General features: G+C 57.6%; 16 protein-coding genes. 11 read left to right on the top strand and 5 right to left on the bottom strand.

Features of this window, described 5'->3' with window-relative positions:
- Positions 1 to 427 precede the first annotated feature (427 nt).
- The 4 genes from GWR55_RS17860 (at position 428) to GWR55_RS17875 (ending at position 6,011) form a co-directional block, all read left to right on the top strand.
- Positions 428 to 3,742 carry a vitamin B12-dependent ribonucleotide reductase gene (locus tag GWR55_RS17860; RefSeq protein WP_162403461.1) on the top strand — a complete coding sequence of 1,105 codons (3,315 nt, stop codon included), beginning with the start codon at positions 428 to 430 and terminating at the stop codon, positions 3,740 to 3,742.
- 85 nt (positions 3,743 to 3,827) lie between these two features.
- On the top strand, positions 3,828 to 4,514 hold the full coding sequence (locus GWR55_RS17865; RefSeq protein WP_162403462.1) for a hypothetical protein: 687 nt from the start codon (positions 3,828 to 3,830) through the stop codon (positions 4,512 to 4,514).
- Between the two features lie 68 nt (positions 4,515 to 4,582).
- Positions 4,583 to 5,335, top strand: a complete 753-nt coding sequence (locus GWR55_RS17870; protein WP_202925539.1) for a pentapeptide repeat-containing protein — start codon at positions 4,583 to 4,585, stop codon at positions 5,333 to 5,335.
- Positions 5,322 to 6,011, top strand: a complete 690-nt coding sequence (locus GWR55_RS17875) for a nucleotidyltransferase domain-containing protein (protein ID WP_202925540.1) — start codon at positions 5,322 to 5,324, stop codon at positions 6,009 to 6,011. The genes GWR55_RS17870 and GWR55_RS17875 overlap by 14 nt, the downstream gene beginning before the upstream one ends.
- Positions 6,012 to 6,393: 382 nt before the next feature.
- Here GWR55_RS17875 and GWR55_RS17880 read toward each other — a convergent pair whose 3' ends face one another.
- Positions 6,394 to 7,179 (bottom strand): 3-hydroxybutyrate dehydrogenase, encoded by a 786-nt coding sequence (locus GWR55_RS17880; protein ID WP_162403464.1) that lies wholly within the window; start codon positions 7,177 to 7,179, stop codon positions 6,394 to 6,396.
- 181 nt (positions 7,180 to 7,360) lie between these two features.
- Here GWR55_RS17880 and GWR55_RS17885 point away from each other — a divergent pair, with 181 nt between their 5' ends.
- The 3 genes from GWR55_RS17885 to GWR55_RS17895 all read left to right on the top strand — a co-directional run bounded on the left by GWR55_RS17885 (position 7,361) and on the right by GWR55_RS17895 (position 10,028).
- Positions 7,361 to 7,918: a cupin domain-containing protein gene (locus GWR55_RS17885; RefSeq protein WP_162403465.1), complete on the top strand. Its 558-nt coding sequence runs from the start codon at positions 7,361 to 7,363 to the stop codon at positions 7,916 to 7,918.
- A gap of 244 nt (positions 7,919 to 8,162) precedes the next feature.
- Positions 8,163 to 9,212 carry a DUF4434 domain-containing protein gene (locus tag GWR55_RS17890; protein WP_202925541.1) on the top strand — a complete coding sequence of 350 codons (1,050 nt, stop codon included), beginning with the start codon at positions 8,163 to 8,165 and terminating at the stop codon, positions 9,210 to 9,212.
- Positions 9,213 to 9,308: 96 nt separating this feature from the next.
- The gene (locus GWR55_RS17895) at positions 9,309 to 10,028 is read left to right on the top strand and encodes a hypothetical protein (RefSeq protein ID WP_162403466.1); all 720 of its coding nucleotides are present in this window, start codon (positions 9,309 to 9,311) and stop codon (positions 10,026 to 10,028) included.
- Positions 10,029 to 10,082: 54 nt separating this feature from the next.
- Here GWR55_RS17895 and GWR55_RS17900 read toward each other — a convergent pair whose 3' ends face one another.
- The 3 genes from GWR55_RS17900 to argG all read right to left on the bottom strand — a co-directional run bounded on the left by GWR55_RS17900 (position 10,083) and on the right by argG (position 13,440).
- Positions 10,083 to 10,586: a cytochrome P460 family protein gene (locus tag GWR55_RS17900; RefSeq protein ID WP_162403467.1), complete on the bottom strand. Its 504-nt coding sequence runs from the start codon at positions 10,584 to 10,586 to the stop codon at positions 10,083 to 10,085.
- A 50-nt stretch (positions 10,587 to 10,636) separates the two neighbouring features.
- A complete protein-coding gene (locus tag GWR55_RS17905) occupies positions 10,637 to 11,728 on the bottom strand; it encodes a mandelate racemase/muconate lactonizing enzyme family protein (RefSeq protein WP_162403468.1) in 1,092 nt (363 codons plus the stop codon).
- Positions 11,729 to 12,105: 377 nt separating this feature from the next.
- Positions 12,106 to 13,440 (bottom strand): argininosuccinate synthase, encoded by a 1,335-nt coding sequence (gene argG / locus GWR55_RS17910; protein ID WP_162403469.1) that lies wholly within the window; start codon positions 13,438 to 13,440, stop codon positions 12,106 to 12,108.
- A 641-nt stretch (positions 13,441 to 14,081) separates the two neighbouring features.
- Between argG and GWR55_RS19645 the strand changes: the two genes are divergently transcribed.
- The 4 genes from GWR55_RS19645 (at position 14,082) to GWR55_RS17930 (ending at position 19,601) form a co-directional block, all read left to right on the top strand.
- Positions 14,082 to 14,300: a hypothetical protein gene (locus tag GWR55_RS19645; RefSeq protein WP_370521440.1), complete on the top strand. Its 219-nt coding sequence runs from the start codon at positions 14,082 to 14,084 to the stop codon at positions 14,298 to 14,300.
- 55 nt (positions 14,301 to 14,355) lie between these two features.
- The gene (locus tag GWR55_RS17920; RefSeq protein WP_162403471.1) at positions 14,356 to 14,937 is read left to right on the top strand and encodes an HAD family hydrolase; all 582 of its coding nucleotides are present in this window, start codon (positions 14,356 to 14,358) and stop codon (positions 14,935 to 14,937) included.
- A gap of 88 nt (positions 14,938 to 15,025) precedes the next feature.
- Positions 15,026 to 19,444 carry a DEAD/DEAH box helicase gene (locus GWR55_RS17925; protein WP_162403472.1) on the top strand — a complete coding sequence of 1,473 codons (4,419 nt, stop codon included), beginning with the start codon at positions 15,026 to 15,028 and terminating at the stop codon, positions 19,442 to 19,444.
- Complete coding sequence (locus tag GWR55_RS17930) at positions 19,431 to 19,601, top strand: DUF5522 domain-containing protein (protein ID WP_162403473.1); 171 nt, start codon at positions 19,431 to 19,433, stop codon at positions 19,599 to 19,601. Before GWR55_RS17925 ends, GWR55_RS17930 begins: the two co-directional genes overlap by 14 nt.
- Positions 19,602 to 19,816: 215 nt before the next feature.
- On the opposite strand, the gene GWR55_RS17935 is transcribed toward GWR55_RS17930, so the two are convergent.
- Positions 19,817 to 20,452, bottom strand: coding sequence for a cysteine dioxygenase family protein (locus tag GWR55_RS17935; RefSeq protein ID WP_162403474.1), 636 nt, complete (start codon positions 20,450 to 20,452; stop codon positions 19,817 to 19,819).
- Positions 20,453 to 20,533: the final 81 nt, after the last annotated feature.

The following is a 20,533-nucleotide window of genomic DNA, read 5'->3' on the forward strand; positions in this document are numbered from 1 at the left end:
GAAGGTGTTAGAAGTAATCGCGACTGCTGGCTACGCCAGAGCCGCGACCATCCGCACCCCGGGCTGCGATCTCACGACTTCCACAGTAGAATCACTGATTTCCAGAGGTCCTGTTGGTTTACCTTCAGAGAAGGGATGGGATTCCCCGTCCAGCACAACATGTTGTGCTTTATACTTGACACACGCTATAGGCAGAGGTACTTTCACCACTGCAAGCAAGACGTGGGATAGCGTCACGTCAAAAAAATGTTCCCGAATTCGACTTCAGCCGTTCGCTCCCCAGGTAGCAGCCGCACGACAGGCGCGCCTTCGAACCCAACGCCCTGAAGCCCATGACATAAGACCCGCCTCGTTCGCGAGGCCAGTACAAACCGGAGGCTAATCTGCTCCGGGCATCGAATTTAAAGCGAGAAGGAGCAAATTCCCAATGGCAACCGCATCCAAAAAGACCACCACGGCTCCCGCCTCTGAACAGGTCGCAGCACAGACCGCAGCTGCCTCCGCCAAACGCGCCCCCGGCCTCACCTTCTCGCGCCACTTCACGAAGCAGGGCGTCTCGCCCTTCGACGAGGTCACCTGGGAGCTGCGTGATGCCGTCATTCAGGACTTCAAGGGCCGCACTATCTTCGAGCAGAAAGACGTCGAGGTTCCCACCGACTGGTCGATGACCGCGACCAACATCGTCGCGTCCAAGTATCTCCACGGCCAGCTCGGAACCCCCGAGCGCGAGACCGGTGTCCGCGCCCTGATCACCCGCGTCGCCGAATCCATCCGCGACTGGGGCATGGAGAGTGGCTATTTCGCCTCCACTGACGACGCCGAGGTCTTCTTCGCCGAGCTGAGCCATCTGCTCATCAACCAGAAGGTCGCCTTCAACTCGCCCGTCTGGTTCAACGTCGGCTGCGACCGGCTCGAGCCCAACTCCGACGCGCAGAACTGGCACTGGAACCCGCACACCTGCGCCGTCGAGTTCTCCGTCACCGGCTATCGCAAGCCCCAGTGCTCCGCCTGCTTCATCAACTCCGTACAGGACTCGCTCGACTCCATCCTCACCCTTGCCAAGACCGAGGGCATGCTCTTCAAGTGGGGATCGGGAACCGGCTCCAACCTCTCGAACATCCGCGGGTCCATGGAGACCCTCTCGGGTGGCGGCACCGCCAGCGGCCCGCTCTCCTTCATGCGCGGCTTCGACGCCTTCGCCGGCGTCATCAAGTCCGGCGGCAAGACCCGCCGCGCGGCCAAGATGGTCATCCTCAACGTCGACCATCCCGACATCATCGACTTCATCGAGTGCAAGCAGAAGGAAGAGGCCAAGGCCCACTCGCTCGTCGCCGCTGGCTACGATGGCTCCGGCCCCGACTCCGAGGCCTACAGCTCCATCTTCTTCCAGAACGCCAACAACTCCGTCCGCGTCAACGACGAGTTCATGGCCGCGGTCGAAGCTGACTCCACCTTCGCCACCCGTACCGTCAAGGCCCGCACCCCGGTCAAGGAGTACCGCGCCCGCGACATCATGAACAAGATCGCCGAGGCCACCTGGCTCTGCGGCGACCCCGGCATGCAGTACGACACCACCATCAATCGCTGGCACACCAGCAAGAACACCGGCCGCATCAACGCGTCCAATCCCTGCTCCGAGTACATGTTCCTCGACGACTCGGCCTGCAACCTTGCCTCCTTCAATCTCCTGAAGTTCCTCACTCCGGGAGGCCAGTTCGACGTCGCCGCCTATCGCCATGCCATCGCCATCGTCACCACCGCGATGGAGATCATCGTCGATGCTGCCGGTTACCCCACCGAGAACATCGCGAAGAACTCGCACGACTACCGCCCCCTCGGCCTCGGCTACGCCAACCTCGGCGCTCTCCTGATGGCCTTCGGCCTGCCCTACGACTCCGACGCCGGACGCGACTTCGCCGCCACCGTCACCAGCATCCTCTGCGGCGACGCCTACTGGCAGTCCTCCCGCATCGCAGAAGCCTGCCCTCCGCTCGGAGCCGCCACCCCGCTCACCCAGCAGGCTGACCGCAACACCGACGCCAACTTCGACGGCTCCAACGGAGCCTGCCCCGGCTTCTACATCAACCGCGAGCCCTTCCTCGACGTCATCCGCATGCACCGCGCCGAGGTCAACAACATCGGCAAGTCGAAGTCCTCCGCCGAACCCTTCGTGGCCCCGCAGCTCGACGAGTTGATCGCCGCCAGCAAGGACTCCTGGACCGGAGCCCTCGCCCACGGCGAAAAGCACGGCTATCGCAACTCGCAGGTCACCGTCCTCGCCCCCACAGGGACCATCGGCTTCATGATGGACTGCGACACCACCGGCATCGAGCCCGACCTCGCCCTCGTCAAGTACAAGAAGCTCGTCGGCGGCGGCATGATCAAGATCGTCAACAACACGGTCCCCTCCGCGCTCTTCAAGCTCGGCTACAACAACGCTGAGGTCGACGCCATCGTCAGCTACATCGACGCCACCGGAACCATCGAGGGCGCGCCTCACGTCAAGCCCGAGCACCTCGCCGTCTTCGACTGCTCCTTCAAGGCATCCAAGGGAACCCGCTCCATCCACTACATGGGCCACATCAAGATGATGGCCGCCACCCAGCCCTTCCTCTCGGGAGCCATCTCGAAGACCGTCAACCTCCCGCAGGACGCCACCGTCGAAGACATCGCCGAGGCCTACATCGAAAGCTGGCGTCAGGGCCTCAAGGCCGTCGCCATCTACCGCGACAACTCCAAGGGCTCCCAGCCGCTCAACGTCTCCGCCTCCGACGGCAAAGCCCAGAAGGAGAAGGACGCCGTCTCCGACAAAACTGTCGCCGCCACGGCAGAGACCACTGCGGTTCTGGCCGCCGCCGAAGCCCGGCTCCAGGCCCAGCAGCAGCAGATCACCGCCCTCGAGCAGCAGATCAAGGCCATCACCGAGGCCGCCAGCAAGAACGCCGACTCCATCGACGCCCAGGCACCCCCCCGCGCCGTCCGTCACCGCCTGCCCGCCGAGCGCGCCAGCGTAACCCACAAGTTCGGCCTCTCCGGACACGAGGGCTACATCACCGTCGGGCTCTACCCCAACGGCCAGCCCGGCGAGATTTTCATCCGCATGGCCAAGGAAGGCTCCACCGTCTCCGGACTCATGGACTCCTTCGCCACCGCCATCTCGCTCGCCCTCCAGCACGGCGTTCCCCTGCGCGTCCTCTGCGAGAAGTTCGCCCACACCCGCTTCGAGCCCTCCGGCTGGACCGGCAACGAGCAGATCGGCTACGCCAAGTCCATCATGGACTACCTCTTCCGCTGGATGCAGATCCGCTTCCTCTCCGGCCAGCAGCTCTCCCTCTTCGCCGGACTCGCCCCGCAGGCGTCCAACCCGAACGCCGTCCCCGTCGAAGGCACCGTCCAGGGCCCCGGCAGCTACGTCATCCCCTCACTCAACGCTTCAACCTCTGACGCCGTCATTCTGAGCGGAGCGAAGAATCCCCGTATCTCGTCCGAAGCGCCCGGGCTGCTCGAGGACACCTACACCACCACCCCACCCAAACAGGGAATCGCCCCCGACCCGACCTACACCGCCGAGTCCGGAAACCTCACCATGGAAGACCGCGGAATCTACCACGCCGCCGACGCCATGAAGAGCATGTACGACATGGGCGACGCCCCAAGCTGCGCCACCTGCGGAGCCATCATGACCCGCAACGGCTCCTGCTACCGCTGCATGGAATGCGGAAGCACCAGCGGCTGCAGCTAAAAAGAAGAGGACGATAGTGGAAACTGCGGCAAGCTGTTCTAAGTAAATCAAACGGGGTGCCTTTACAGTGTTCGATAGGTCTGAAGTGCTGAAAGTTCAGCAAAGAATTGCAACCTTAACAGTCCAGGCACCTCGCATCCACATTTATCCCTTTAGCAGACTAGTCAATGCGCCGGCGACTAAGTGGGAAAAGTTGATCTCCGACCTAGAGGAAAAACAAAGGGTCGTATATCTCTACTATCAGCCGGTTCGTGAAGCGATCGTAAAGCTGACTGCTGCGGAAAGCATAGATCGAGACGGGATCTATGCTGAAATGTCTCAGCGAGCATCGCATGTTGTTCATACGCGCACTCAGAATCCGATTAGAGATAATCAAAAGTGTTTTGAATGCTACGAGAAAATTTTCCTGCCGCAGGTATCTTCCTTCGAAGAGAGCCTGTTGAAGGTTCCTCAAGTTGAGGGTACGTTTTTCAATGGGGTTATTCTCAAGGGATTGCCACATATGATCGTACGAGATCGACGACGGAGAAAGCGCTTCGTCTATCTTTATCCTTCTGATTGGAAAGATCACGAGCTAGACGCGTACATGGAGCTTTTGACGATTATTGTCGAATCTGAATTTGGCGCGGATTCGGCAGATATATGGTGTATGGGCTTGAAAAGCGGGAAGACCATACCTCGACCTCGATCCAAAAGCAGATCACGGCAGGCGTGTCGCGATGCAGCGAAACACTTCAAGCGTATGGTTGATGCAGGAATACTCTCGAGCTGATCTTAGGGGCCATGTTAAGAGATAGTGATCGAAAGAGATGCGAAGATAAATGGTTCGATTCCGATTCGATGGAAGAGAATTTCGATTACAAATTCTTCCTGCGCGTCGCGGCCAAAGATAAGAAGTTTCAGAATGTGAGTTTCAAGTACACTATTTTCGATTCCTGCTATTTTCGAAAATGTATTTTTGAGTCCTGCGATTTTACAGGATGTCGATTTTTGGCAACCAATTTCAATGGCGCCACTTTTTTGGACTGTAAATTTGACTATGCTACTTTTGAGAAAACCCTAATCGCCGATGACGTCCTAGATGTGAACTGTCCCGCCGGAGAAAATATAAGAGCCAAATTCGCTAGGACACTACGGATAAATTATCAGCAGTTGGGCGAGGCTAGATCAGCTAATAAGGCGATGGGTGTAGAGCTAGACGCAACGAAAACCCATCTTTATAAAGCCTGGAGATCTCAGGAGCGTTATTTTCGTGCAAAATATCGCGGATTGACGCGGTTACAATTTTTCTTCAGTTGGCTCAGTTTCAACATCCTCGATGTCTTATGGGGAAATGGCGAGAGTATACTCAAGCTGGTTCGATCGATCCTCATATTTCTAGTTATCCTCGCATTAGTCGATACATTCAAGTTCCGAGATCCAGGACTCGTCCGCAGCTATTGGCGAGCTTTGGTTGAGGCACCGCAAACTTTCTTGGGCACACGTGTGCCCCCAAACTTTTCTCATTCCGCATTGACACTAATCTTGTCGGTTCGGCTGATCATGTTTGGTGCGCTCACTTCATTAATCATTAAGCGATATGGGCGGCGATAGTATTATGCACATTTATGCCTTTGGGTCGGTTTGTCGAGGAGAGGTTACCCCGGACTCCGATATTGATCTGCTCGCATTGGTAGATGGGCATGATTCTCGATTTTCTGAACGTAGTTATTCGATTTATTCATATAAGAAGATGCGAAAGATGTGGGAAGAAGGTAGTCCTTTCGCTTGGCACCTTTTTCTGGAATCTAGACTTTTATTTGCGGAGGATGGAACAGATTTTCTTGAGGAACTTGGGCAGCCAATGCGATATCGGAAATATGTGGCTGACTGTATCAAGTTTAAAGATGTATTTAACTCTGCTCGGAATTCATTAGAAACGGGCCGAGAGAGCAGCATATTTGATCTGTCAGCGGTTTTTTTGAGTCTTAGAAATATCTCTACCTGTTATTCATTGGGTGTACTGAACGCGCCAATGTTTTCGCGTCATGCAGCCTTGTCCCTAACAGATCCTTTATCTCTTCCGCTAAGTTCGACGTCATATGCCGTTCTTGAACGAGCGCGTATTCTGTGCACAAGGGGAGCGGGCGCACCCGTCGATGATCAAGAAGCTGAAGCAGTCATGGACGAGTTTGATCGAATTGATTCGTGGATGACATCTATTGTGGAGAGTGCGAGAGAACATGAGCGAATTCATCAATCGGGTGGAAGCCCAGCGAAGATTAGTTAAGATTGTCAATCGAAAGCCTCAAAAGGAACCTCTTTTTTCGCTTTCCGGTTCCTCAATAACTAGATGGAGGTCCGCTAACGGTATCGATCCATCTTCACCTGTTGTGACATTACTCAAGAAGGCATGTGATCGCGTGTTTGTGATGGCAAATCACAGCGACGCTCCGATTGCTGAGGAGTATCAGCTTACGTTCGAAGAATTGCAATGCATCGGGGACGAGTTGGAAAAAGTTGTAGCGGCAAATACTTGATTGTAGGGGGGTGCTCTCTGGCGGGTGGCAGTCAGATAATCTTGACACACTAATGCCGGGTGCCCCATCTTCGTCGCGAAGCGACTAAGGTGGGTCATTCGAGCGAAGCTCGAACCCCTCCGGGAGCAGCCACTACTCCATCACCAGCCCGTGACTCACAAGAATGCTCTGTCCCGTCAGGGCAAGGGTCTTCTGGCCGGCGAGAAACACCGCGGTATCTGCAATCTCGTCGGTCGTTGTGAATTCCTTGTCCACGGTGTCGCGAAGCATCACCTTCTCCACCACGTCCTTCTCGCTTATGTTCAGAACCTTCGCCTGCTCCGGAATCTGCTTCTCGACCAGCGGAGTCCGCACATATCCCGGACAGATCACATTGGCTCGCACGCCATAGGGTGCGCCCTCCTTGGCCACCGCGCGGCACAGCCCCACAATTCCATGCTTCGCCGTCACGTAGGGAGCCTTAAGCACCGAAGCCACCTTCGAGTGAAACGATCCCATGTAGAGAATCGAGCCGCCCTCCCCGGAGGTGTACATATGGCGCAGACAGGCCCGCGTCGTCAGAAAGGCGCCGTCCAGATGCACTGCCAGCATCTTCTTCCACTCGCTGAACGCAAGTTCGTGGACCGGAGCAATATGTTGCACCCCCGCATTGCTGTAAAGAATGTGGACCGCCCCAAACTCGCGAAGCACTCTAGCGACTCCGCTCTCGACGGACTCCTCATCCGTCACATCCATCGCAAGCCCAATCACCTCTCCGCCTGTCGCTTCGCGGATCTCCCCAGCCGCATCCTCCGACCGCTTTTGATCCAGATCGGCGATCACCACCCTCGCACCCTCCGTCGCAAACCGGCGGACGACGGCGTAACCGATTCCTGAGGCTGCACCGGTAACAATCGCTACTTTTCCTTCAAGCTGCATCTGCCCTCCGCGTCAGCTGCTCCCTCTTCATCGGGACAAATCATACATGCCGGGTGCCCCATCTTCGTCGCGACGCGGCTAAGGTGGGTCATTCGAGCGGAAGCTCGCACCCTCACGAATATTCCCGGACTAAAAGACGCTTCGGCTCTATACTCACTCCCATTCCTTTCAGGAGTGATCGATGCCCGCACTCAAACGCCGCACGTTTCTCCAACTCCTCGCTGCCGCACTTCCCCCCAGCCTCTTCGCCACCACTCTACAGGCCGCAGTCCCTGCTGCCCCCGACCTCTCTCCCATCCCGGCCGGTGAGGATCGTTACGGCATAAAGAGGCCCCTGCCCAACGGAACCACCACCTTCAAAGTCTCGTCCAAAGACTGTCGCGGCGACTTCTTCGCCATGGAACATCACCACACAAAAAAAGGCGGTCCACCCCTCCACCTCCACACCGTCGAAGACGAGTGGTTCTACGTCCTCGAAGGCGAATACATCGTCAAGGTGGGCGACCAGCTTCATCACCTCAAGGCCGGCGACTCCGTCCTCGGTCCTCGCAACGTGCCCCACGCCTTCGCCTTCGTCGGGGAATCCTCCGGACGGTTCCTCATCACCTACGCTCCGGCAGGCCGCATGGAAGAGTTCTTCGACAGCCAGGACCGCGCCGGAGGACGAACCTACGATCTCAAGGACCGGATGGCCGCCTACGGCATGAAGTACCTCGGCCCTCCTCTCTCGGTCAGCTAGCAATCCCTGTCAAGCCCCACGACCACGTAACTCATTGCATACAGACAGGAAATCCGCCGCCGATTAATCCCTCCTGACTCTCTACAATTAAAGAGGTGCAGAAGTATCAGGCAGCGGTCATAGGCGTTCACCGACCGAAGTCCGGACCTAAGTCTAATTTCTGGAAGACTTTGCGCAAAAAGGGGAGAGGTAGGCGCAATTCGATCGCTACAATCGCCCCCCGCCTGAACCACAGAAGACGTGCATGACCAACGAACCGAACCGCAGGGAATTCATCGCCGCTCTTTGCATGGGAACCGCCTCTCATGCCGTCCACCCGTTTCTGAAGAACGCGCCTCAATCGGACGCCGTCAAGCCGATCAAGGGAAGCTGGTTTGAGTTCCAGCACCACGCCACCGTCGAAGGCGTCGACTGGAACCCCGCCCTCGTCCAGTTCACCGCCGAACAGTGGGACGCGAAGGTGAAAGAATTCGCCGAGATCGGAATCGAGTACCTCGTCCTCATGGCGACGGCCGTCTACTTCCGCTCCTTCTACGACACCACGATCTATCCCAAGTGGAAGCTCGCCTGCCCCGACCCACTCGAAGCAGTCCTCACCGCGGCCGACAAATACAAGGTCAAGTTCTTCGTCGGCGCCGGCTTCTACGGCAGCTGGCAGAAGAGCAACGTCATCACCGACCCCGTAGCCTCCAAAAAGCGCCTTCAATCTCTCGGAGAGCTCGCAACGCGCTACGGTCATCATCCCAGCTTCTACGGCTGGTACTGGCCCGACGAGGCCGAGATCAACCCGCACTACAAGCCGGAGTTCATGACCTACGTGAACACCCTCAGCCACGAGGCCCGGCAGCTCAAGCCTATCGCCCCCATCCTGATCGCCCCCTACGGCACCCGTCTCGCAAAACCGGACGACGAGTACGTCCGCCAGCTCGACGCGATGGACGTAGATATCGTCGCCTACCAGGATGAGGTCGGCGTCCGCAAATCGAAGACGACCGAGACAGGAGCCTTCTTCGAAGGCCTGAAGAGGGCGCACGACCGCTCAAAGAAGGCAAAGATCTGGGCCGACGTCGAGATCTTCGAGTTCGAAGGTTCCGACTACGACAGCGCCCTGGTTCCCGCCAGCTTCGACCGCGTTCAACGTCAGCTGGCAGCTGTCTCCCCGTTCGTGGAAAACATCCTCGTTTATCAATGCATGGGCCTGATGAACAAGCCCGGCTCCGCTGCGATGGCAGGAAACCCGCAGTCCGTGGAGCTGTACTCCAGCTACGTCAACTGGCTCAAGAGCCGCGGCTGAAGAAAAAGCCCGGAGCGGTCCACTTGCCGCTCTTTCCTGCGCAGACTAAGCTAACTCCGTTCCCCTGTTTTCATCTTGCGGTACGGAGAAACGATTATGCGCCGCTTTTTCCTGGCAGTTCTCAGCCTTGCTCTTTTCGCGGTACCGTCCGTCTTTGCCCAGCAGCTGGTCAACGTCTTTGTGACGGGCGATAACAACGGCTTCAGCGCCGCGGGCGCGAACGACTCCGCGCTCGACCTGCAGAAATCGCTCGCCAACAAGAAGACCCTGCGCGTCGTCAACTCCGCATCGGAGGCCGACATCGTCGTGCGCATCGACTCCCGCGACTCGCATAAGGAGGTGGACGGCTACACCACTAACACGAACAGGAGTGATGACGGACGATCAAGCACCAGGACGACCACCACCAACGACAAGACCGTCCGTAATCTTCACGCTACCCTGATGGCCGGCGACTTCACCCAGGCGCTCGATGCCCAGAGTGAGATGAGCTGGCGCTTCGCCGCCGACAACATCGCCGGACAGATCGAACGCTGGGCCAAGCAAAACTACCCTCGCCTGATGGCGCGCCGTACCTCTGGCGGAAATGCTGAGCCTCCGGCTCCGCCCGTGCAGAGCGCTGCGTCGGCTCCGTCTGCAGGTTCTTCCGCCGATACCGCCGATGCCACGATCCACCCCGGCATGACTCCCGACGAGGTTACCAAGGCACTCGGCGACCCGCTGAAGAAGGTGAACTTCGGAACGAAGTCCATGTGGACCTACAAAGGTATGCAGGTCGTCTTCGAGAGCGGAAAGGTCACCGACGTAAAGTTCTGACAGATAGGTGGTCTCTTTCGTAAGAGATCAATCTGGGGCTCACTCGTGCGGCTTTTATGGCGCGTAGCGTGTGAAGACGAAGTCGCGGGCTTTGACCGGTTCATGGCAGGAGAAGCACGTCTTGTGGACTTCCTCCTCGGCACGCTTTCCATCGTTGAACTGGACAAATCTCCAGCCTCCCGTCGAGGCATATTTATTAGAATCCTTGATCATCAACTGGACGTTGGTCGATGATCCAGGGACAAAGGACTGTTCGCGCCCAAAGACCTTGTTGTTTTCTTCGGAAGGAGTATATTTCCATGCCACACGGGCGATGATCGAGCCATTCGGGAAGGGAAGAGTCTTATCCCGGGCAGCCCTATAAGCTGCGTCGTTGCCGAGGATGGCACGCAGATCGTGGAGATTGCCCCCTTCATGGGCGACGGAGATCAGTTTCCATTCGCGATAGTCTGGCGGAAGAGTGACATCTGCAACGGAGTTAGCCTGACCTGAGATATATCGCACGAAACCGAAGGCGGCTATCGCTATCGCAATCGTCATAAAGATGGTGCGTTTCATCAAAAAGGTTCTCCAGGCAACGTGAACATCGAGCCAAGTCAGTACTTCTGTCAGCCTCTCACTTTATATTTGTCGATAAAATCCCGCCTCAGCTCGTTCCCCATGCCGGGTTCTTCCGGAGCAGGAATCTCTCCATTCACAAGACGCAGTGTTTCAACGTGCGAGGTGTCATTTTTCAGACTCCCCGACTCCATGTAGATCGCGTTCGGCATTGCCAGAAGCATGTGCATATTGGTTGGCGCGCCTCCATGACTGGCAAGCTCGACATTGAAGGCGTCCGCGATCGCTCCAATCTCCATCCATTCGTTGACTCCGCCGGCGCGCCGATTATCCGGTTGAACGACATCGGCTCCTCCCACCCGCAGCAGCTCGAGAAACTCATACTTGCCGTAGAGATTTTCTCCCGTAGCCACGCGAATATCGAGCTCATGCGCCAGCTCACCGAACTCACGCATCGCCTGTGGCATCATCGGCTCTTCGTACCAGAAGCAGTTCATCTGCTGATAGACACGTCCGCGTGTAAGGGCATCGGTAAAGTTGAACTTCTGATTGGCGTCGACCATTAGCCGGCGATCTTTCCCAAGCAGTTCCTGCGCCGCTTTGATCCGTCGGATGTCATCTTCCAGGGAGTAGCGGCCTACCTTAATCTTGACCGCGTGAAAGCCCTCATCCAGGGCACCTTCAATCTGTTTCTTGTACTGCAACAGATCGTCATCATTGTCGTAGTACCAGCCACACATGTTGTAGGTAGGAAGGCTGGTCTGATATCCGCCCAGCAGACGGTACACCGGCATCTTTGCATGTTTCCCAACGATGTCCCAAAGAGCCATGTCGACTGCGGCCATGGCGCAGGTAACCAGGCCGGACGTCCCGCTGTACTCGGTGGCGTGCCACATCTCTTTACGTAGCTTTTTAGACAGGGTCGGATCCTGTCCAATCAATGCCTGCTTCAACATTCCTTGCAGAATGTCTTCGACTATTTTGGGTCCGCCGGTTTCAAATCCAAACGAGATATAGCCCCACCCTGTGATGTTGGCATTTGTCGTAAGCCGCAAAACGACTCCGCCACTCTCCGCGCCAAAGCGGTGGATCGCATCGAGGTAGTACTTTCCTGGAGGCATTCTCAGGACTTCAGTCTCCATGCCGGTTATTTTGAGCCCCTGTGTTATCTCCGCAGCGAGCCCCTGAAGTCGAGTGCTAATTGGTAGAGTTGCCGCGATGCCCGCTGTAAAAAAATCCCGTCTATTCACAGAAAACCTCTTCGTGGAAATGTCGTGACTGCGGCCCTGGCGAATCTCCCGATCCCGGTAAACCAGGACTTCTACATCCTTTGTGTGATTTCCTCAGTCGTGGGGAATCGGTACCTTTGCCTTTGTACCGAGCTATCTTAGCCCCCGCCCTCCAAGCGGGGTTTCTTTTTTGCCGCGGGATTTATTTTTCAGCGAAGGTGGCCATAGAGGAAGATGCCCTCATTCGAAGGGGCGAATGAGGGCATGCGTCAGTACCTTTGCGAGAAAGTTTATTCTTCCCCGTCCTTCAGTTGCGGAAGGCTCGACCCGGTTCCCGGTTTCAGCAAGCCGGCTTTGGAGTAGGTCAGTAGCTTCGCGCGCGTATCTGTAATGTCAAGATTCCGCATAGTGAGCTGACCGATGCGGTCGCGCGGCGAGAAGGTCGATTCGCCCTTTTCCATCGTCAGTCGCTCCGGCTGGAAGGTCAGGTTCGGCGAAACGGTGTTCAGGATGGTGTAGTCATTGCCACGTCGCAACTCCAGCGTGACCTCGCCGGTTATTGGCTTTGCTACCCAGCGCTGGGCGCTTTCCCGCAGCATGATCGCCTGGGGATCGAACCATCGGCCCTGATACAGCAGGCGCCCGAGCTTGCGGCCATTTTCCCGGTACTGCTCGATGGTGTCTTCGTTGTGGATGCCGGTGATCAGTCGCTCATAAGCGATATAAAGCAGTGCCAGGCCTGGCGACTCGTAGATTCCGCGGCTCTTCGCCTCGATAATCCGGTTCTCGATCTGGTCGCTCATTCCGAGCCCATGCCGTCCACCGATGCGATTGGCCTCCAGCATCAGCTCGACGATATCGGTGAACTCTTTGCCGTTCAGGGCGACCGGCCAGCCCTCTTCGAAGCGGACCGTGACCTCTTCGCGTTTGACGTCGACATCATCGAGCCAGAACGCAACGCCCATGATGGGGACGACGATCTTCATGCTGCTGTTCAGGTGCTCTAGGTCTTTCGCTTCGTGGGTCGCGCCAAGGATGTTGGAGTCGGTCGAATAGGCCTTCTCGGCAGACATTTTGTATTCGAACCCGGACTTCTGCATGAACTCCGACATTTCGGCGCGTCCGCCAAGCTCATTAATGAAAGTTTCATCGAGCCAGGGCTTGTAGACCTTCAGGTCAGGATTGACGAGAAGACCGTAGCGATAAAAACGTTCGATGTCATTTCCTTTGAAAGTGCTGCCGTCGCCCCAGATGCTGACGTCGTCTTCCTTCATGGCCGTTACCAGCATGGTGCCGGTGACGGCGCGTCCAATCGGCGTGGTGTTGAAGTAGGTTACGCCGGCGGTCGAGATGTGAAAGGCTCCGCTCTGGAGCGCTGCAAGGCCCTCGCGAACCAGCTGGGTGCGGCAGTCGATCAGGCGGGCTTTTTTTGCTCCGTACTCCAGGGCTTTGCGGGGAATCTGCTCGTAGTCCGACTCGTCTGGCTGGCCGAGATTGGCTGTATAAGCATAGGGAAGCGCGCCTTTCAGTTTCATCCAGTGGAGGGCGGCGCTGGTGTCAAGCCCGCCGGAGAATGCGATCCCGACCTTCTGGCCGGTGGGAAGGTGTTCCAAAATATTCGACATGAATGAAGTCCTGAATAGTTAATCCGTTGACAAATTCATTTTACGTGACAGGTTTCGTACTCCGGTGAAAGCTAGGATTCATGGAGATGGCTCTGCTAATTGCGAGATACTGCGACACAAATATCGCTTGTGTTGCCGAACTCGAACGGCAATAATTTGTGACAATGATTCATGACAGCTTTGGCGTTCCGCTAATGCTGCTCAAAAGTTTACTTGTAGTTTTTGTAGTTATTTCTTCTGCCGAGGTTTGTATTGTGTCTTCCCAGCTTGTGTCAGGGCCTCCTGAGAGTTCCCCTGCCCGGTCTCATTTCTCGCTTCCATATTCTGCGGTAATGTGTCCCCAATGCAGCAACTATCACACGGTGCGCTCGCATCGTAAGTCTCTGCCTGAAAAGATATTCTGGGCGAGGCTGGGCTATTACCCCTGGAAGTGCTTCGACTGTTCTCACCGGTTTCGGTCGAAGAATCGCGGCGATTAGAGGCATTCTCGTTTCGATAAACGGACATTTTGCGTCCAATCCTCGTCGGCCGGGTCTAATCCGGCAGGAGACGGAATGACGCGCATCTTCAAATCAACTACCGTTTGCTCCCTTGTGCTGGGCGGCGCGGCGATCCTCGGTGCACAACCTCCGCATCCCCGTATGGGGCCTCCATCCCCTCCTCCTGAGGCGATTCCTGCTGTTCCCGCTGCTCATCCTACGTGGGTCTGGCGAGGGGGTCATTATCGCTGGTATGGCGGCCGATACGTTTGGGTTCCTGGAGCATATGTACGTCCTCCCCATGCAGGGTATCGCTGGTATCCGGGGCGTTGGCGGCAGACGCGGCATGGTTGGGTGTGGGTGCAAGGACGATGGCGCTGAACTGCTGCGCGTGCGAGATGACGATCTGTAAAGTTCCGCAGGCTATCATCGAAGGATGACTGCTGAAGAACGCGCTAGGAAAATCAAAGTCCTCATCTTCGACGTGGATGGAGTCCTGACCGATGGCCAGATCTTCGTCATCCCCGGGCCCGACGGCAAGGGAATCGAATCCAAGGGTTTCGCCGCCCATGATGGCCTGGGAATTACATTAGGGCGCCTGGGGGGCCTGCGTATCGGCATCATCACCAAGCGCAACTCGCAGACGGTGGCCATTCGAGCACGCGATCTTAAACTGGAATTCGTCTACCAGGGGCAGGCCCACAAGATGCAGGCCGCTCGCGAGATCCTGGAGAAGACTGGGTACTCGCTCGAGGAACTCTGCTATGTCGGCGACGACATTATTGATCTGCCGGTGATGGAGCAATGCGGACTGGCAATAGCAACAGCCAACGCCCGCCAACAGGTCAAAGATGTAGCTCACTATGTCACCCCAAACCGCGGCGGACAGGGCGCCGGTCGTGATGCGATCGACTTTATCCTCTCAGCGCAAGGCACGCTGGATAAGGTGATCAGGGACTACCTGGATGAGGACAATCGCGCCGCCGAAATTGCGGATGTCGGCGTTGGGAACATGTAGCTTTGCGCCGCGGCCGGGTCTTTTGCAGGTCAGACCCGGCTAAGTCGTTGGCGAACAAAGATCGAACAGATCCGCGCTAAAATAGCGCATGCCTGCCGCAGCCGAAGCGCTCGAGATTCCGACGTCCCTGGCCTGGGCGCATCCGGTTACTGCCGAGTGGTTCCTTCGCCGCTTCGGTTCTCCGACGGAGCCCCAGCAGGACGGCTGGCCCAGCATCCTTGCAGGCAATGCCACGCTGATCTCCGCTCCCACGGGAAGCGGAAAGACGCTCGCGGCGTTTTTGGTGTGTATCGACAAGCTGCTGCGGGATGCGATTGCGGGTACGCTCGCTCCTGCTACACAAGTCGTCTACGTCAGTCCGCTCAAGGCGCTTTCGAATGACGTTCAGAAGAATCTCGACCAGCCCTTGCGAGAGATTCAGCAACTGGCGCTTGAGCGGGGTTATCTTTCGACCGAGATTCGCACCGGCGTGCGGACAGGAGATACGCTGCCGAAGGAGCGCGCGGCGATGCTGCGAAATCCTCCGCACATCCTGGTCACTACTCCGGAATCGCTCTATATTCTGTTGACGGCTGGGAAGTCCCGCGAGCATCTGCGCGGCGTCCGCACTGTCATCGTGGATGAGATTCATGCAGTCGCCGATGACAAGCGCGGCGCGCATCTTGCGCTATCGTTGGAGCGGTTGGATGCGCTCGTCTGCGGAGAGAATCGACTTTCCCCAGGAGCCTTCCTTACAGGCATGACGACTTCACCGCAGCGCATCGGTCTGTCGGCGACGCAGAATCCGATTGAGCTGGTGGCGGACTTCCTGACCGGGGTTCATCCGAGTCGTCCGCCAGCGACCATCGTGCAGGTCGGCCAGCGTCGACATCTCGATCTGGCCATCGAGGTCCCTTCCGATGAACTGAGCGCTGTGCTGACAACGAAGATGTGGGAGGAGATCTTCGACAAGCTCGCTGCGTATACCCAGACGCATCGCTCGACGCTGGTCTTCGTAAATACGCGACGGCTGGTAGAAAAGATTGCGTTTGCACTGGCAGAGCGCATTGGGTCAGAGAATGTTGCGGCGCATCACGGTTCGCTGTCGCGCACACTTCGCCTGGATGCGGAGCAGCGACTGAAGAGCGGTCAGATCAAGATCCTGGTTGCAACGGCTTCGCTTGAGTTGGGTATCGATATTGGCGATGTCGATCTGGTGTGCCAGATTGCGACGACGCGCGCTGTCAGCGTGGCGATGCAGCGCGTAGGGCGAGCCGGTCACTGGCGCGGAGCCATTCCCAAGGGCCGTTTCTTTGCCACGACTCGTGATGACCTGATGGAGCAGGCGGCACTCGTCCGCTCCATGCGGACGGGCTCGCTGGACCATCTGGAGGTTCCTCCGGAGCCGATCGACGTTTTGATGCAGCAGATCGTAGCGGCCTGCGGTGCGGAGCCGTGGGAAGAGGATGCGCTCTATTCGATGCTCACGAGGGCGTGGCCCTATCGCAACCTGACGCGCTTACGCTTCGATGAGATTGTTGCCCTGCTTACCTCGGGCATCGAATCGAGCCGCGGACGTTATGGAGCGTACCTGTCGCGTGATGGAATCCATCGTCAGCTTCATCCGCGACGTGGAGCGCGCATGATTGCGATCTCCAACGGCGGTGCGATTCCGGAGACGAATCTGTACTCCGTCGTGCTGCAACCCGACGGAGTACAGATCGCCACGCTCGACGAGCACTTTGCGGTCGATTCCTCTCCGGGCGATGTAGTTCTGTTGGGCAATGCAAGCTGGCGTATTCAGCGCATCGAGGCTGCAGGCCGTGTGCTGGTGGAGGACGCTCATGGCGCGCCACCGAGTCTTCCGTTCTGGGAGGGTGAGGCTCCGCAGCGCACCGCCGTGCTTTCGACGGGAGTAGGCGAGTTGCGGGAGCAGATCTCCGCGATTACGCCGAACGTGGTTGCGAGCCACATCTCGCCATCGGATCCTGAGGTTGCGGCAGCTACGACGTGGCTGATGGAAAATTGCGGAGTCTGCGCCGGTGGCGCTCACCAGATGATCCAGTACATCGTCATGGGTCGGACCGCTCTGGGAGCCGTACCTTCGAAGACAACCATCGTGGCGGAGCGCTTCTTCGATGAGGGCGGAGGAATGCAGCTCATTCTGCATGCCCCTTTTGGTGGGCGCATCAATAAGGCCTGGGGACTTGCGCTGAGAAAGCGGTTTTGCCGCGGCTTCAACTTTGAGCTGCAGGCCGCCGCTACCGATAACGGAATCAATATTGCTCTGGCGGAGCAGCACAGCTTTCCTCTTGCCGACGTCTTCCAGTTCCTGACAGAGCATACGGCCAAGGAACTGCTGGAGCAGGCATCACTGGCCTCGCCCATCTTCAAGACGCGATGGCGTTGGGCGGCTAACCGCAGCCTGCAGCTCCTGCGTTATTCCAAAGGGAAGCGCATCGCTCCGCAGATTCAGCGCACGCGCTCCGAAGATCTGCTCGCCAGCGTCTTCCCGCAGGCCGCTGCCTGTTTCGAGAACATCGAAGGCGACATCCAGATTCCCGATCACCCGCTCGTCGATGAGGTGATGAAAGATGTTCTGAGCGAAGCCATGGATCTGGAAGGATTGATCGAAGTGCTTCGCGGCATTAAAGAGGGCAGCATCCGCTGCCTCGCGGTGGATACCCCGGTGCCGTCACAGTTTGCCCATGAGCTGCTAAACGCCAACCCGTATGCATTTCTTGATGAGGCGGGACTTGAAGAGCGCCGTGCCCGTGCAGTCTCGCTCTCGCGAACCTTGCCCGCGAGCGTGATGGAAGAGGCCGGACGGCTTGACCAGGAAGCGATCGACGAGATTCGTCGCGAATGTTGGCCTGACCTGCGCGATCATCATGAGCTGCACGATCTGCTGCACTCGCTGGTGGCGTTGCCGCTGGACTTTTTCGCGGGCAGGAAGGAGGCGAAGGACTGGCCTCTCTTCTATGACCGGCTTCTGCAGGCAGGTCGCGCACGGATGATCGAGTGCAGTGGCATATCCTGCTGGGTCTCCACCGAACGCGATAACGATGCGGCGGCTCTCTGGGGTGATGGGAACGATGCTGCCCTGAAGGAGAAGGTGCTCCGGCAGTGTGTCCAGGGCTGGGTGCAGTTGCTCGGTCCTACGACAGCCAATGCGTTTGCAGAACGGCTCGGTCTCAAAGCTGGTGAGGTCTTTCAGGCGTTCCTTGCAATGGAGATGCAGGGGCTGTTGATGCGTGGCGTCTTTGAAGGCCGTAGATCCGCAGAAGATCTTGAGATCGAGTGGTGCGAGCGTCGTATCCTGCATCGCATCCATCGAAGGACACTGCACAGCCTGCGCAAACAGATCGAGCCGGTCTCGCCTGCGGTTTACATGCGCTGGCTACTGGGGTGGCAGCATCTTGCGCCGCAGACGCAGCTCATCGGCGAAGAGGGCGTGCTTGAGGCGCTGCACCAGCTTGAGGGATTTGAAGCGCCTGCAATTGAGTGGGAGCGTACGCTGCTGTCTTCACGTGTGGCGAACTATGATAGCCGTTGGCTCGATTCGCTCTGCCTGTCCGGACTTGTCGGGTGGGGGCGGATCTCGCCGCATCCCGCATGGTCCAATGCCGATGGCGGAGGACCGCGGCGCGTTGTCCCGACAAACGCAGCTCCAATCACCTTCTACATCCGCGAGACGGCAGAGTGGCTTCCGCACGCCCTTGGCCGAGAGCGCATTGAAGAGTCGCGCCTCAGCTGCTCATTGACACCTGAAGCTCTTCAGGTGCACAGCCTGCTTCAGGAGCGTGGAGCCTGTTTTGCAAATGACATCAGCCGTATCCTCGGGTTGTCGCGCCAAGCTACGCAACTCGCACTCTGGGAACTGGCCACCGCTGGCCTGGCCTCGGCGGATGGCTTCGACCAGCTTCGCGCCATGATGGATCCCCGCCGCAAATCGGTAGTTGCAACCTCTTCTGCGCGCCGTATCGTGCGCTCTACTGCAGGCAGGTGGTCGCTGCTCAATGAGGTAGTTCACGCTGCTCCTTCACCGGTCGAGCAGGCCCGGCGTACTGAAGAGGCGCTCGATTCCTACGCGCGCATGCTGCTCCATCGTTACGGTGTGCTCTTTCGCGATCTCCTGCTGCGCGAATCGAATGCCCCCAAATGGCGTGATCTGGTGGGGATTCTGCGTCGTCTGGAGGCTCGCGGTGAGATCCGCGGAGGCCGCTTTGTCACCGGATTTGGCGGCGAACAGTTCGCTCTTCCCGAGGCTGCCGACTCGCTGCGCTCGTCACGAACGAAGGAATGCGATGCTGTCATTACGGTTGCCGGCGCGGACCCGATGAACCTGGCGGGAGTGATTCTACCCGGAGATCGCATCCCATCTATTCCAGGAAGACAGGTGTTTTATCGTAACGGAAAGATCTACGATGAGTCTGACTCGACCGAAGAGGTCAAGGGGGAGGATTCTCCATCGATCGTAGCGCCTCTTTCCAGGGAGAACTCACTCTTCAGCCATGCCGAAGCCTGACAGTCACGAAAATGTCCCACCCTCTCCAGAGGAGAATGATGAGCTGGAGCCGGAAGACTTCTATTACGAGGGGCCTTACCTGGTCTTTACGGCGCAATACCTTCGCAAACGTGGCTACTGCTGTAACTCAGGCTGTCGCCACTGTCCTTACAAATAAATACAAGTTTCTTGCCTTTGCCTTTTCATTGCTGTGCCTCCGGGGTTGCCTGCCCTTCTTCAAAGAAGGTGAGTGCCGGAGAAAATGAGTCGCCCTGCTCAATGAATTTTGACTCGTCCGTCTGAGCGTTCTGTATTCGCTTTTGGCGTCTACGGCAGCTCAGGATGACGGGCTTACTTAACTGCTACGTCGCCAAGAGTAGTTTCCAGATGGATTCACCGCTCCAGACGGTTGCCATTTCGGCTGAAGTAGCTTAATTCCCGGCGGTAGCAGCGCTGATGCTCAAGATCGAAGGCGATGCAGGAGTCGAAGGGCTTCGAGTAGACATGGAGGCTGATGCAGCCTGTTGTTCCGGCGTTCTCGATCTGGTGGATGGTCTGGAGCTTATCGACCGTCACCATCCCGGTACCCTCGGCGCAGCTTACGGTTCGGATCTTGTCAAGCTGAATCTCCGTAGCTCCGCCCAGGCAGTCGATGTTGACTACGTTCTGGTTCTCGGGAGCGTTGCACCGGGTGTGGTGATACTCATGTGTCAGGACCTCGCCCTGCGAGACGGTCATCCACCCGAGCTGCCCGTTATGCGTGTGGACCGCTGTTTTCTGGCCTGGAGACCAGCAGATCGTCATCACCTCGAACAGCTCATCGCGGTAGATCAGGTTGCGGGTGTAGAAGCTGTCGCGCCACCAGGTATAGTCGTGCAGTGCTTCGGGCTGCAGGGTGGTCGCGGCCATGTAGGCTGCAATCCTGTCCTTGGTAATCAGGTCCCGCTCCAGTTCGCGTAGTCCGGAGATAAAGTCCGCTACGCTGGTCCGAAGCGGGTGGGTACAGTCTGCAATCTGTGGGCTCGACATGGTGTGCGGCTCCTGTCCTCATTATCTCGCGAAAGATTGCGCGTTTTAAGCGAGTTTTTACGGATGTCCGCGCCCAATAGG

It is taken from the genome of Edaphobacter sp. 12200R-103, from assembly GCF_010093025.1.
Lineage (GTDB): Bacteria > Acidobacteriota > Terriglobia > Terriglobales > Acidobacteriaceae > Edaphobacter.